Source organism: Mycobacteriales bacterium (genome assembly GCA_035995165.1).
Lineage (GTDB): Bacteria > Actinomycetota > Actinomycetes > Mycobacteriales > CADCTP01 > CADCTP01.
Genome location: DASYKU010000131.1, coordinates 23,738 through 36,889, shown reverse-complemented (window position 1 = coordinate 36,889; position 13,152 = coordinate 23,738). Strand labels below are relative to the sequence as shown.

Below are 13,152 nucleotides of genomic sequence, written 5' to 3'. Positions count from 1 at the left end.
GGTCGTGCCGGCCGCGACCGGGATCGCGCCCATCCTCACCCCGATCGCCGCGGTGGGGCTCGCCCTGGTGATGGCGGCCGCGGTGGTGGTGCACGTGCGGCGCAAGGAGCAGTTCGTGCCGCCGCTGGTCCTCGGCGTGTTGTCGCTGGTCCTGGCGATCCTGCGGTTCGGTCCGTACCCGTCCTGACCGTGCGGTACCACGATCGGCGGTCGCTCGCCAGGGAGTGCCGAGGCTATGCGGAGCCACCTCCGGTCGGCGTAGGGTCGGCCGCGAGGCGCGCCGAACGGGCGCCGCACGGGAGGAATCGTGAAGATCGGTCTGCACATCGCGGACTTCACCTACCCGGCCGGACCGGCCGGGTTGGCCGACGACCTGACCCGGATCGTGGTCACGGCCGAGGAGGCCGGGTTCGCCCGGGTCAGCGTCATGGACCACCTCTGGCAGATCGGCATGATCGGGCCGCCGGAGCACGACATGCTCGAGGCGTACACGACGCTGGGCTACCTGGCCGCGCGGACCGAGAAGATCCAGCTGCTGGCCTGGGTGACCGCGGTCGTCTACCGGGAGCCGGGGTTGCTGGCCAAGATGGTCACCACGCTCGACGTGCTCTCCGAGGGCCGGGCCGCGCTCGGCATCGGCGCGGCCTGGAACGACGAGGAGTCGCACGGTCTCGGCCTGTCGTTCCCGCCCCGGGCCGAGCGGTTCGAGCGGCTGGAGGAGGCGTTGCAGATCTGCCTGCAGATGTGGAGCGGCGACGACAAGCCGTACACGGGAGCCCATTACACGCTCGGGCGCACGCTGAACTCGCCCGCGGCCCTGACCCGGCCGCACCCGCCGATCCTCATCGGCGGCAGCGGTGAGAAGAAGACCCTCCGCCTGGTCGCGCAGTACGCGGACGCCTGCAACCTGTTCTCCGGCCCGGACCTGGAGCACAAGCTGGATGTGCTGCGCGGGCACTGCGAGGCCGTCGGGCGCGACTACGACGAGATCGAGAAGACCGTGATCACCACGCTCGACCCGGGCCCCGACGGCGCCAAGGTCGACGAGCTGATCGCGGAGCTGCGCCGGCTGGCCGGCCTCGGCTTCAGCCACGTCCACGGCTCGGTCCCGGACGTCGCCTCGATCACGCCGCTGACGCTCCTCGGCGAGCGCGTCATCCCGGTGGTCGCGGAGTTGTAAGGCGGACTGCGCCGCCCCGGTTCGCCGGGGTGGCGCAGAATGACCACCATGTCCCAGTTCGAGCCCGCGCCACCGCCGCCGCCGGAGCCTGAGTACGCCCAGGGGCCGCCACCGCCGCGGGCGCTGCGGCCGGTGATGGTCCTGCTGCTGACCAACCTCGGCCTGTCGATCCTGCTCACGATCGTGGTGCTGATCGCCCGGCACAGCGTGGTCGCGTACCAGCTGGACCACCGGCACATCACCGACCCGGCCCAGCGCGAGTCGCTGCGCCACAGCTACACCGTCAGCATCTACAGCCGGATCATCAGCAACGTCGTGGTCAGCGTCGTGTACGTCTTCCTGGTCCGGGCGCTGCTGCGGGGCCGGCGGTGGGCGTACCGGCGGGTGATCCTGCTCGGGTCGATCGGCATCGTCGTGCTGCTGCTGGCGCAGTTCACGCCGTACCCGGTCTGGATGCGGACGCTGGAAGGGCTGCAGGTGCTGGTGCTGGCCGGGCTGCTCTGGTTCGTGACCCGGCCGGAGGTCCGCAGCCACTTCGCGAAGGGGCTGCCGGGCCGCCAGACCCGCCGTTTCGGGAGGGCCTGACTAACGGCGCGGGTCGATGTGGACCTTCGGGCCGGGACCCCAGCCGGGGTCCCGCCGCCCGGCCAGCGCGGCCGCGGCCTCGTCGAGCCCGACGGTCGCGGCGACCAGTGGGCGCGGGTCGACGGCGCCGGTCGCGTACAGGTCGATGGTGCTGGCCAGGCCGCCGGACGCGCCGAGCACGCCGACGGCGGTGACGTCCTTGAGCACCAGCGCCCGGGTGTCGATCGGGCTCGGCTCGCCGGACAGTCCGATGTAGACGACCCGGCGGCCGGGCTCGACCCGCTCCAGCGCCAGGGCCGGCAGCGCGGCCGCGGTCGAGGCGTCCACGACCGCGTCGTACGGCAGCGCCGGCAGCGTCTCCAGCGTCCAGGCCGGCGCGAGGCCGGCCGCGAACCCGAGACCCGGACCGGGCAGCCCGAGCAGGTGCACCTCGGCCCCCTTCGCGGCGGCGATCAGCGCGACCAGCAGCCCGATCGTGCCCGGACCCAGCACCAGCAGCCGCTCGCCGGGCGCGAGGTCGGCGGCCCGGACCGCCCGCAGCGCGGTCCCGCCCGGCTCCACCAGCGCGCCGAGCGCCGGGTCGACGGTGTCCGGCAGCGCGTGCAGGGCCCGGGCCGGCACCAGCAGCTGCTCGGCCAGCGCGCCGGGCCAGCCGCCGCGGATGCCGATCTCGTACCGGTCGGCGCACAGGTGCTGACGCCCGGACCGGCAGCGCGGGCAGCGGCCGCAGCCGAGCATGGTGTCGCCGGTGACCCGGCGCCCGGCCCAGCCGGGATCCACGCCCGGGCCGGGGGCGGCGACCGTGCCGCTCCACTCGTGCCCGATCCGGATCGGGTAGTGGGCCTGCCCGCTGTGCAGGTACGCCATCTCGCCGGAGAAGAACTCCGCATCCGTCCCGCAGACGCCGGCCCGCTCGACGTCGACGACGACCTGCCCCGGCCCCGGCACCGGCCGCTCGACCTCGCGGATCTCGGCCGCGCCGGGACCGGTGATGACGAACGCCCGCATGCTCACCGCGTCATGGTCCCCGGCTGTCGGCAGAATCGGGGGCATGGCTCTCCGCAGCGACGCCTGGTACGCGGGTCAGGACCGCAACTCCTACATCCACCGCGCCTGGATGCGCCGCGGCGCCCCGGCCGCCGCGTTCGCCGGCCGGCCGCAGATCGCGATCGCGAACACCGCCTCGGACCTCACCCCGTGCAACAGCCACCTGACCGAGGTCGGCGAGCACGTGAAGCAGGGCGTCTGGGAGGCCGGGGGCGTGCCGCTCACGCTGCCGGTGGTCTCGCTGGGCGAGACGCAGGTCCGGCCGACCGCGATGCTCTGGCGCAACATGGCCGCGATGGCCACCGAGGAGATGCTGCGGGCCAACCCGATCGACGGCGTGGTCCTGCTCGGCGGCTGCGACAAGACGATCCCGTCGCTGCTCATGGCCGCGGCCTCGGTCGACCTGCCGGCCGTGGTCGTGCCGGGCGGGCCGATGCTGACCGGGACGTTCCGGGGCGTGCCGCTGGGCTGCGGGACCGACGTCTGGCGGCTGTCGGAGGAGGTCCGGGCCGGGACCCTGTCCGCAGCGGCGTTCCTGGACTCCGAGTCCTCGATGATCCGCAGCCGCGGGCACTGCAACACGATGGGCACCGCGTCCACGATGGGACTGCTGGCCGAGGCACTGGGCGCGACCCTGCCCGGGACGGCCGGTCTGCCGGCCCCGGACAGCCGGCTGCTCGCGGCCGCGCACGAGACCGGCCGGCTCGCGGTCGAGATGGTCGAGGCCGAGCGGCGCCCGAGCCGGGTGCTGACCGCCGGCTCGTTCCGGAACGCGATCGTCGCGCTGGCCGCGCTGGGCGGCTCGACCAACGCGGTCGTGCACCTGCTGGCGATCGCCGGCCGGCTCGGCGTACCGCTGTCGCTGGACGACTTCGACCGGATCGGCTCGGGCGTGCCGCTGCTGACCGACCTGCAGCCGGCCGGGCGGCACCTGATGGAGGACTTCCACCGGGCCGGCGGGCTGCATGCCGTGCTCCGGCAGGTCCGGGACCTGCTCGACCCGGAGGCGCTGACCGTGACCGGGCGGCCGCTGGTGGACGAGCTCGGCCCGGGCGAGATCTGGGACCCGGAGGTGATCCGGACCCGGGCCGAGCCGCTGCAGCCGGACGCCGGGATCGCCGTGCTGCGCGGCAACCTGGCCCCGGCCGGCGCGATCATCAAGCCGGCGGCGGCCTCGCCGCACCTGCTCCGGCACCGCGGCCGGGCCGTCGTCTTCGACTCGGTCGAGGACGTGCACGCCCGCCTGGACGACCCGGACCTCGACGTGGACGCCGACTCGGTGCTGGTGCTGCGCGGCTGCGGTCCGCGCGGCTACCCGGGGATGCCCGAGGTGGCCAACCTGCCGCTGCCGTCGAAGCTGCTGCGGGCGGGCGTCCGGGACATGGTGCGGGTCTGCGACGGCCGGATGAGCGGGACCGCGTACGGCACGGTGGTGCTGCACGTCGCGCCGGAGGCCGCCGCCGGCGGCCCGCTGGACCGGGTCCGGACCGGCGACCCGATCGTGCTGGACGTGGCCGCGCGGCGGCTGGAGGTCGACCTCCCGGCCGGCGAGCTGGAGGCCCGGGAGCCGTCCGCGGCGCTGCAGGCCGCGCTGGCCACGCCCCGGCGCGGCTGGGAGCGGCTCTACGTCGACACCGTCCAGGGCGCCGACACCGGGGCCGACCTCGACTTCCTGATCGGGTCGAGCGGGGACGCGGTCGCCCGCGACTCACACTAGGGGCGCCAGTCCGCGCTGGTCCCGACCGTCGCCTGGCGGGGGAAGACCTTGCCCACCAGCACGCGGTGAACCTCGTCGTCGCCGTCGAGGCAGAGGTCCTCCAGCACGGTCAGCTCGTAGTCGCGGTCGGCCGCCTCCCGGACGGTCGAGAGCACCACGCCGCTGGTCGCGATCCCGCCCAGCACCAGGCTGGTCACGTCGTGCGCGCGCAGGATCAGCTCCAGGTCGCTGCCGGCGAACGCGCTGACCCGCTTCTTGGTCACCACGATCTCGCCCTTGCCCCGCAGCAGCCGCTCGTGCGGCTCGGACCCGGGATGGTCGGTGGTCATGCCGGGCCGGTCCCGGAGTCCGGCGAAGATCTTGTTGCGCGGCGAGACCTCGGGGTAGCCGGGCCCGAACGCGACCCGGACCAGGATGACCGGCACCGCGGCCTGCTCGGCCCGTTCCTGGGTCGCGACGACCCGGTCCAGGTACGCGTCGGTCGCCTCGAACCGGTCGACGACCGCGTTCTGCAGATCCATGAGCAACAGCGCCTGAGTCATGCGTCCGATTCTGCTGCGGGGCCGGGACGACGGTGAACGCGGGCCGGGCCCGTCCCGTACAGGGAGTGGAATGCGTATCGAGTCCCGAGGAGAGCGTCGCTGATGTCCGAAGAGAACCCCCGCCAGAACGTCACCTTCGCCAGCAACGGCAACCAGGCGCACGGCTATCTCGCCACGCCGGCCGCCGGGTCCGGCCCCGGTGTCGTCCTCATCCAGGAGTGGTGGGGTCTGGACGACCACATGGCCGAGGTGGCCGACCGGCTGGCCGCGGAGGGCCTCGTCACCCTCGTCCCGGACCTCTACGGCGGGCGGGTCGCGCACGACGCCGACGACGCCGGCAAGTTCATGTCCGAGCTGCCGGCCGACCGGGCCGCCCGCGACCTCGGTGGCGCCGTCGACCACCTGCTCGCCTCCGACGCGGTGACCTCGGCCAAGGTCGGCATCATCGGCTTCTGCATGGGCGGCGGGTTCGTCCTGCAGATGGCCGCGCAGCAGGGCGACCGGATCGCCGCCGCCGTCCCGTTCTACGGCGTCTCCGGCGGCGAGCCCCCGCAGTACTCGGCGATCACCGCGCCGGTCCAGGGCCACTACGGCGAGGACGACGCGTTCTACCCGGTCGAGCAGGCCCGGCAGCAGGAGGCCACGATCCGGGCCGAGTCGCAGGCGCCGGTGGAGTTCTTCTACTACCCGGCCGGGCACGCGTTCCTCAACGACAAGGACAAGCTCGGCACGTACGACAAGGACAGCGCGGACCTGGCCTGGCAACGTGCGGTCGCGTTCCTCACGGCGAACGTGGCATGAGCGCCGACCTCCACTTCTACTTCGACCCGACCTGCCCGTTCGCGTGGATGACCAGCAAGTGGGTCCGCCGGGTCGTGGCGCAGCGGGACTACACCGTCGACTGGCGGTTCATCTCGCTGCGGATGATCAACGAGCATCTCGACTACGCCACCCACTTCCCGGCCGGCTACGAGGGCGGGCACACCGCGGGGCTGCGGCTGCTGCGGGTGGCCGCGCGGACCCGGGAGACGCTCGGCCGTCCGGCCGTCGGCGACCTGTACGCGGCGTTCGGGGCGGCGATCTTCGACGCCGCCGGCTCGGCCGACGACATGCCCACCCGGGCCCGCCGCGGGACCCGGGAGTTCGTCGCGCCGATCCTGGATTCGGCGGGGCTGCCGGCCACGCTGGCGGACGCGCTGGAGGACCCCTCGCTCGACCCGGTCATCCGGGCCGAGGGCGAGGAGGCGCTCGGGCTGACCGGGCGGGACGTCGGGACGCCGATCATCCACGTCGAGCCGCCGCACGGGGTGGCGTTCTTCGGGCCGGTGATCAGCCGGCTGCCCTCGGACGAGGACGCGCTGCGGTTGTGGGACCACGTCGTCGGGCTGGCCGGGTTCGCGGGTTTCGCCGAGCTCAAGCGCAGCCTGCGGGAGAAGCCGCAGCTGCGCGCGCTCGGCGTCGACGTCGACGAGGTCGGCAACCAGGAGGACTGGCAGGCCGGCCGCGTCACAGACCCAGCGCCGCGGTGACCTCGGGGCACGTGAGACGCCTTACGCACCAGGCGAAGTGGCCGTCGCTGCCGTCGGCGCTGAACACGTCGGCGGTGGCGATCCCGTACGCGGCCCGGTAGAGCCGCAGGACCTCCGCCGGGTGGCCGAGCCGGGCGGCGTACCGGTCGGTGCGGGTCTCGGTGGCCGCGGCGGCGTCCGGGCCGTACATGTCGAGGATCGCGGCGGTGACCCCGGCCTCGAATCGCGGGTCCCCGGCCGTGCTGAGGAAGCCGAAGTCGAGCACCGCGACCGGCCGGCCGGTGTCGTCGACATGGATGTTCGGCGCGACCAGGTCGCCGTGCACGAGCGTGTCCGGGCCGGGGTCGAGCGCGGCCAGGCGGTCGGCGACGGCGGCGTACCGGCGGTCGAAGTCGGGGACGTGCGCCCGCAGCAGCGCGCCGGACCGGGCCGTCCGGCGGGCCAGCAGTCCGGCCAGCGCCGCCGGGAAGTCCTCGCCGTCCCGCCGGAACGGCCGGTCCTCGTCCAGCACCGGCAACGCCCGCATCGCCGCCGTCCCGGGCACGCCCGCGAGCGCCCGCAGGATCCCGAGCACGCCGTCGTCCGCGTCGGGCCGGTCCCGGTCCCGGGCCGAGTCCTCCGACCCGGCGCCCGCGTCGGGACCGCCCGGCCAAGCCGTCCACTCGTCCAGCGGGCGCCCCGGCAGCTCGCGCTCGATCGTCACCGCGGTCCCGTCGACCTCGTCCACCCGCAGGATCTCCGGGGTCGCGAACGGCAGGCCGGCCGCGGCCACGTCGGTGTAGTACGCCTGCCAGAGCAGCAGTTCGGCCGGCGTCCGCCGCCGCCACACCTTGGCCACCGTCCCGTCCCCGAGCCGGTAGACCGCCCCCTCCATCCCGGCCCCGAGCGGGGCCGCGCCCGGAAAGCCGGCCCGGACGAGATGGTCGAGCCAGGGCTGAGTTACGGGAGGTCCAGGGGGAGGGGGAGGGCGGCTGGGTCGGCCGCGTGGGTGGCGACGTCGAGGTCGTAGTGGCCGGTGGGTGGGGTCCAGGCGCCGTCGCGGCGGGTGGCGAGGACGCGGAGCGGGATCTCGACGCGGACGGGGACGCGCTCGCCCGGGGCGAGGTCGGCGCGGGTGAAGCCGGCCAGGAACCGGTCGCCCTCGGGCGTCCGCGCGTAGACCTGGACGACCTGCCCGCCCGGACGGGTGCCGGTGTTCTCGATCACCGCGCGGACCTCGATCCCCGCGGTGCCCACCGACAGAACCGCGTCGGAGAGCCGGAACGTCGTGTACGACAGCCCGAACCCGAGCGGGTACGCCGCCGCCACCTTGTCGCGGTCCAGCTTCCGCTGCCCGTGCCACCGGTCGTACGTGACCGCGGTCGCCTCCGGGTCGAACGGCACCAGGTCGGCCTCGTCCACCGGCACCGCGAACGGCAGCCGGCCGCCGGGGGAGCGGTCCCCGAGCAGCACGTCGGCCAGCGCCGCGCCGCCCTCCATGCCGGGATACCAGGCCAGCAGGATCGCCGGCACCGCCGACTCCCACGGCGAGGTCACCACCGCGGCGCCGGCCATGATGACGACGACCGTGCGCGGGTTGGCCGCCGCGGTCGCCCGGATGAGCTCCTCGTCGGCCGGGTGCAGCCGCAGCGAGCCCCGGTCGCCGCCGACCGACTGCGGGCCGTCGTCCCAGACCTTGGCCAGCTCGGCGAGCGCGGACGGGTCGTCGGCGGGCGGGTAGAGCGCGGCCAGCGCCGGGTCGAAGGATCCGACGTACTCGCCCTCGTCGGCGGCGGTGTAGCCGACGACGACGATCGCCGCGTCCGCGCCGGCCGGGTCGGTGGTCAGTTCGACGCCCGGAAGCGCGGCCCGCAGCCCGGCCAGCGGCGTCACCACCGACGGCGCCCGGACGTCGGACGAGCCGTGGTCGCCGGTGTTCGCGACGTCGGCCAGCCGCCCGACCACGGCCACCCGGGTCAACGTCGCCGGGGACAGCGGCAGCAGCCCGGACTCGTTGCGCAGCAGCACCATCGAGCGCGCCGCGACGTCCCGGGCCAGCGCCCGGTGCGACGGCCCGGCCACGACGGACGGCGACGGGTCCACAGTGGACCGTCCGGCTGAGAACGCGAGCTGGGCCCGCAGGATCCGGACCGCGGCCCGGTCGACGTCGAGGGGATCGAGCGACCCGTCGGCCAGCGCCCCCGGCAGGGCCTGCGCCCGCTGCTGCGCGAACGGCATCTCCAGGTCCAGCCCGGCCGCGACCGAGCCGACCGGGTCGCGCAGCCCCCAGATGAAGTCGGACATGACGAACCCGTCGAAGCCCCACTCGCCGCGCAGGATCTCCGTCAGCAGCACCGGGTTCTGCCCGCACCACTGCCCGTTCACCGAGTTGTACGCGCTCATCACCGCACCGACGCCGGCCTCGACCACGGCCCGGAAGTGCGGCAGGTAGACCTCGTGCAGCGCGCGCTCGTCCATCGTCACGTCGACGCGGAAGCGCGCGTTCTCCATGCTGTTGGCGGCGTAGTGCTTCACGCAGGCCAGCACGTGCTGCTGCGCGCCCCGGGCCAGCGCCGCGCCCATCGCGCCGAGCAGCACCGTCTCCTCGCCGTACGTCTCCTGGGCCCGGCCCCAGGCGGGGTGGCGGAGCAGGTTGATGCAGACGCCGGCGAACAGGTTCCCGCCCTGGGCCCGGATCTCGGCCCCGATGGCCTCCCCGACGCGCTCCTCGAGCGCGGGGTCCCACGTCGCGCCGCGGGCCATCGGCACCGGGAACGCGGTGGACCGCCCGATCACCGCGCCCCGGGGCCCGTCGCTGAACCGGATCCCGGGGATGCCGAGCCGGGGTACGGCGCCGGCCACGATCGGCTCGAGGTTGTAGCCCCGGCCCATCATGTCCGGCATCCCGGTCCAGAACGGCTCGTCCCCGTCGAGCAGGCCGAGCCGCTCGGCCGTCGTCAGCTCCGCCACCAGCGCCGCGGCGACGACACCGGGATCGGCCCCGGCCCGGACCGCGGTGACGGCGTCGTCGAAAGCGGCCGGGCCGGGCGCCGCGCTGTCGGGAGACGACACGCTTACTTGCCGAAGCCCGCGGTCAGCCCGGACAGCAGCTGCCGGCGGCCGACCACGTACAGGACCAGGATCGGCAGCGTGGTCAGCACGACCGAGGCCAGCACGGCCGGCACGTTGACCGTGTATTGCCCCTGGAACGCGGACAGCGCCAGCGGCAGGGTCCGCCGCTCCGGGCTCTGGGTCAGCACCAGCGGCAGCAGGAACCCGTTCCAGATGATCAGTCCGTTGTAGATGGTGACGGTGACCAGGGCCGGCCGCGACAGCGGGAAGGCCAGGTGCCACAGCGTTCCCCACTCGCTGGCGCCGTCCACCCGCATCGACTCGAACAGCTCGTTCGGCACGTCCCGGATGAAGTTCGTGAGCACCAGCACCGACAGCGGGATCGCGAACGCGATCGACGGCAGGATGATCGCGAGCAGGCTGTCGTACAGCTTCAGCCGGATGATGATCAGGTAGATCGGGATGATCGTCGCCTGCAGCGGGATCGCCAGCCCGGCCAGGAACAGCGCGTTGGTCGACCACAGGAACCGGCCGCGCCCCCGCACGATCGCGTACGCCGCCATGAAGGAGACCAGCACCGCCGGCACCACCGCGCCGAGCGTCACGACGAGGCTGTTGAAGAAGTAGCGGATGAAGTGTTCCTGGATGACCAGCTTGTAGTTCTCGAAGGTCAGGTCCGTCGGCGGCTTCAGCGGGTTGGCCGAGAAGTAGTTGGCCGAGGTCTTGAAGCTGGTGATGATGATCCAGTAGATCGGGATGATCACGATCCCCAGCCAGATCCAGCCGGCCAGTCCGCCCGGCCAGTTCCAGTGCCGCGGGCTCTGGGACCGGCCGGAGTGGGACCGGCCCGGCGCCTCGCCCGCCTGGTCGGTGTCGGGCGTGAGCGTGGTCGCCACCTCAGGCTCCTTCCGTCTGGCTCTCGCGGGCGTCGCCGCCGAGGCGGCGCAGCAGCAGCGCCAGGCCCAGCCCGACGAACACCAGGATCACCGCGATGGCGCTGGCCGGCCCCATCTGGTTGCCCTGGAAGCCCTTGATGTACATCTGCACCGCCAGCACCCGGGTCGCGTCGGCCGGGCCGCCGGCGGTCAGCACCCAGATCAGGTCGAAGAAGGTCAGCGATCCCACGACCATCAGCGTCGAGGACGTGATGATCGTGTACTTCAGCTGCGGCAGGGTGATGCTGAAGAACTGCCGGACCCGGCCGGCCCCGTCCAGCTGGGCCGCCTCGTACATGGAGACCGGGATCTGCCGGACGCCCGCTTGGTAGATCAGCGAGTGGAAGGGGATGTACTGCCAGGACACGATGAAGATCACGACGCCGACGGCGAGCCGGCCCCGGCCGAGCCAGTCCTGGGCCAGGAAGCCGACGCCGAGCCCGGCGCTGAGCCCGAAGTTGGGGTCCAGCAGGGCCTTGTACGTGATCGCGATGGCGGCCGAGCTCAGCAGCAGCGGCACGAAGTACACCACCGCCAGCACGGCCCGGTAGCGCTGCCGGCCGGCCAGGAACACCCCGAGCAGCAGGCTCATCGGCGTCTGGAACGCCCAGGACAACGCCATGATCAGGAAGGTGACATAGAGCGCGTGCGGCAGGCCGGGGTCGGTGAGGGTGGCCCTCCAGCTGGTGAGGCCGGACGGGTGGATCGCGCCGATCCCGTCCCAGGTGGTGAAGCTCAGGCCGAGCGCGCCGAGCAGCGGGATGACCCCGAACGCGAGGAAGATCAGCAGGGCCGGCAGCACCATCCAGGCGACCGACCCGTTCGCACCGCGCGACCCGCTCCGGTCGCCGCGCGTGGGAACAGTTGTCGTTGCCTGCGCGGCGACCGGAGCGAGTGCCGTCACTGGCCGATGACCTTGTTCATGTTGTCGGCGAACTGCTGCGGCGAGATCGAGAGCTGGAAGAGCTTGGAGATGTTGTCCAGCAGCGTCTCGGCCGCGGTCGGGTCGAGCGCCTGGTCCCAGGACTGCCCGAAGTTCTTCGCCTTGCTGGCGATGCCGTAGACGAAGTTCAGGAAGTCCTTGTCCTTGGACGCGTTGAGCTGGCTCTCGGTCCCGGTCGAGATCGGCACCTGGCCGGTGTCGATCCACTCCTTGTTCTCTTCGGGGGAGAGCACCGCGGTCTTGAAGAAGTTCTTCGCGGTCTCCTTCTCGGCGGCCGTGGCCTTGGAGGAGATCGACAGGTACTGGCCGGGGTTGCCGACGGTGTCAGCGGGGTCGCCGGTGCCGCCGTCGACCGACGGGAAGTTCATCCAGCCCAGATCGCCGTCGGGAACGAACTTGCCGCCGTTGCTGACCTGGATCCCGTACGACCAGGAGCCGTGCAGCATCATCGCGGCCTTGCCGCGGTAGAGCAGCGCCTGGTCGGCGTTGGAGTCCGCGGTGATGGACGAGAAGCCCTTGACGAAGCCGTTGGCCTTGACCAGGTCCTGGGTCATCTGCAGGCCCTTGAGCGACACCGGGTCGGACCAGGCGCCCTTCTCCGTCATGACGCGCTGGAACAGTTCGCTGCCGCCGAGCCGCAGGTAGAAGAACTCCAGCCACATCATGTTCGTCCACCGGGACTGACCGCCGAGCGAGAACGGCGCGATGCCCTTGGCGTTGAACTTCGGCACCAGGTCCAGGATGTCGCCGTACGTCTGCGGGGGCTGGGCGCCGATCTGGTCGAAGAGCTTCTTGTTGTAGTAGAGGACGATCGGCTGGACCGTCTCGGCCGGCATCGCGTAGATCTTGCCGTCGACCGTGGCCGCGCCGAACGAGGACGGGAACAGCCGGTTCTTGACCGCCGCGTTCTGGCCGAACCAGGACGTGAGGTCCTCGACCTGGTTGGCCTGCACGTAGCTGCGCAGGCCGCCGCCGCCCCAGCCCCAGATGATCGTGGGGGACTGGCCGGCGCCGATGGCCGTCTTGATCTTGGTCTTGTACGCGTCGTTCTGGAACGTCGTGCCCTTGATCTTCGTGTTCGGGTTGGCCGAGTTGAACCGGTTGACCGTGTCGGTCCGGATCTTCTCGCCGGGCGGCCCGGACAGGTACCAGTAGCTGGCACCGCTTCCGGTGCTGCCGCCGCCGCTACCGGCCGAGCTGGGTCCGGAGCTGCCACAGGCCGCGAGTGCGGCGCCCGTGAGGGGCACACCGACCGCGAACTTGAGGAAGGTCCGGCGAGAAGTCGTCATGGGGTCCACGCGCTCATCTCCGTACTGGTGAGCCGCGGCCTCCCGCGGCGGCCGATCTTCTGAGGGTGGTGGCGGCGATCAGCCCCGGACCCGATCCGCTCGTGACTCCCCTGCCCTCCGTACGGGCCCGACTGTTTCGATCGGCGATCGCAACAGTTAACGTAGGAACGCCGGTTAGGTGTGTCAAGGGTCTCAGTACTGGTTTCCACGGCGTGAACGAAGAGAATCACCCAGGCGCATCAGCCCGGTTCCGATCGGGGACGAGGCCGCCTCGGTCGTGTCATGATGCCGATGGCACCGATATCGTTACGAAACTTTTCGGAGCCCGACGTCC

General features: G+C 72.7%; 13 protein-coding genes. 6 read left to right on the top strand and 7 right to left on the bottom strand.

The features are described from left to right. The 3 genes from VGP36_22345 to VGP36_22335 form a co-directional block, all read left to right on the top strand. Positions 1–187 (top strand): DoxX family protein (locus tag VGP36_22345; GenBank protein ID HEV7657450.1); only part of this gene is annotated, 187 nt, incomplete at its 5' end. A gap of 120 nt (positions 188–307) precedes the next feature. Further along, positions 308–1,180, top strand: coding sequence for an LLM class F420-dependent oxidoreductase (locus VGP36_22340; protein HEV7657449.1), 873 nt, complete (start codon positions 308–310; stop codon positions 1,178–1,180). A gap of 39 nt (positions 1,181–1,219) precedes the next feature. Then, positions 1,220–1,765 carry a hypothetical protein gene (locus tag VGP36_22335; GenBank protein HEV7657448.1) on the top strand — a complete coding sequence of 182 codons (546 nt, stop codon included), beginning with the start codon at positions 1,220–1,222 and terminating at the stop codon, positions 1,763–1,765. On the opposite strand, the gene VGP36_22330 is transcribed toward VGP36_22335, so the two are convergent. Next, positions 1,766–2,773, bottom strand: coding sequence for an alcohol dehydrogenase catalytic domain-containing protein (locus VGP36_22330; GenBank protein ID HEV7657447.1), 1,008 nt, complete (start codon positions 2,771–2,773; stop codon positions 1,766–1,768). A 43-nt stretch (positions 2,774–2,816) separates the two neighbouring features. Between VGP36_22330 and VGP36_22325 the strand changes: the two genes are divergently transcribed. Next, positions 2,817–4,529 carry a dihydroxy-acid dehydratase gene (locus tag VGP36_22325; protein ID HEV7657446.1) on the top strand — a complete coding sequence of 571 codons (1,713 nt, stop codon included), beginning with the start codon at positions 2,817–2,819 and terminating at the stop codon, positions 4,527–4,529. Here the strand turns inward: VGP36_22325 and VGP36_22320 are convergent. Continuing rightward, positions 4,526–5,071 carry an isochorismatase family cysteine hydrolase gene (locus tag VGP36_22320; GenBank protein HEV7657445.1) on the bottom strand — a complete coding sequence of 182 codons (546 nt, stop codon included), beginning with the start codon at positions 5,069–5,071 and terminating at the stop codon, positions 4,526–4,528. The two genes, VGP36_22325 and VGP36_22320, sit on opposite strands and share 4 nt — an antisense overlap. Positions 5,072–5,173: 102 nt before the next feature. Here VGP36_22320 and VGP36_22315 point away from each other — a divergent pair, with 102 nt between their 5' ends. Beyond that, positions 5,174–5,872, top strand: coding sequence for a dienelactone hydrolase family protein (locus tag VGP36_22315; protein HEV7657444.1), 699 nt, complete (start codon positions 5,174–5,176; stop codon positions 5,870–5,872). Further along, on the top strand, positions 5,869–6,600 hold the full coding sequence (locus VGP36_22310) for a hypothetical protein (GenBank protein HEV7657443.1): 732 nt from the start codon (positions 5,869–5,871) through the stop codon (positions 6,598–6,600). The genes VGP36_22315 and VGP36_22310 overlap by 4 nt, the downstream gene beginning before the upstream one ends. On the opposite strand, the gene VGP36_22305 is transcribed toward VGP36_22310, so the two are convergent. The 5 genes from VGP36_22305 to VGP36_22285 form a co-directional block, all read right to left on the bottom strand. Further along, positions 6,578–7,630, bottom strand: coding sequence for an aminoglycoside phosphotransferase family protein (locus tag VGP36_22305; protein HEV7657442.1), 1,053 nt, complete (start codon positions 7,628–7,630; stop codon positions 6,578–6,580). The two genes, VGP36_22310 and VGP36_22305, sit on opposite strands and share 23 nt — an antisense overlap. After that, a complete protein-coding gene (locus tag VGP36_22300) occupies positions 7,540–9,651 on the bottom strand; it encodes a glycoside hydrolase family 3 C-terminal domain-containing protein (protein ID HEV7657441.1) in 2,112 nt (703 codons plus the stop codon). The genes VGP36_22305 and VGP36_22300 overlap by 91 nt, the downstream gene beginning before the upstream one ends. A 2-nt stretch (positions 9,652–9,653) precedes the next feature. Beyond that, positions 9,654–10,547: a carbohydrate ABC transporter permease gene (locus tag VGP36_22295; GenBank protein ID HEV7657440.1), complete on the bottom strand. Its 894-nt coding sequence runs from the start codon at positions 10,545–10,547 to the stop codon at positions 9,654–9,656. A 1-nt stretch (position 10,548) separates the two neighbouring features. Then, a complete protein-coding gene (locus VGP36_22290; protein ID HEV7657439.1) occupies positions 10,549–11,391 on the bottom strand; it encodes a sugar ABC transporter permease in 843 nt (280 codons plus the stop codon). A gap of 95 nt (positions 11,392–11,486) precedes the next feature. After that, positions 11,487–12,818 (bottom strand): extracellular solute-binding protein, encoded by a 1,332-nt coding sequence (locus VGP36_22285; protein ID HEV7657438.1) that lies wholly within the window; start codon positions 12,816–12,818, stop codon positions 11,487–11,489. Positions 12,819–13,152 lie beyond the last annotated feature (334 nt).

What these genes read in the sequence shown, in the direction of transcription:
- VGP36_22335 (HEV7657448.1), top strand. Translation starts at nt 1,220, where the DNA reads ATGACCACCATGTCCCAGTTCGAGCCCGCGCCACCGCCGCCGCCGGAG.
- VGP36_22285 (HEV7657438.1), bottom strand. Translation starts at nt 12,818, where the DNA reads ATGACGACTTCTCGCCGGACCTTCCTCAAGTTCGCGGTCGGTGTGCCC.
- VGP36_22310 (HEV7657443.1), top strand. Translation starts at nt 5,869, where the DNA reads ATGAGCGCCGACCTCCACTTCTACTTCGACCCGACCTGCCCGTTCGCG.
- VGP36_22315 (HEV7657444.1), top strand. Translation starts at nt 5,174, where the DNA reads ATGTCCGAAGAGAACCCCCGCCAGAACGTCACCTTCGCCAGCAACGGC.
- VGP36_22330 (HEV7657447.1), bottom strand. Translation starts at nt 2,773, where the DNA reads ATGCGGGCGTTCGTCATCACCGGTCCCGGCGCGGCCGAGATCCGCGAG.
- VGP36_22325 (HEV7657446.1), top strand. Translation starts at nt 2,817, where the DNA reads ATGGCTCTCCGCAGCGACGCCTGGTACGCGGGTCAGGACCGCAACTCC.
- VGP36_22290 (HEV7657439.1), bottom strand. Translation starts at nt 11,391, where the DNA reads ATGGTGCTGCCGGCCCTGCTGATCTTCCTCGCGTTCGGGGTCATCCCG.
- VGP36_22320 (HEV7657445.1), bottom strand. Translation starts at nt 5,071, where the DNA reads ATGACTCAGGCGCTGTTGCTCATGGATCTGCAGAACGCGGTCGTCGAC.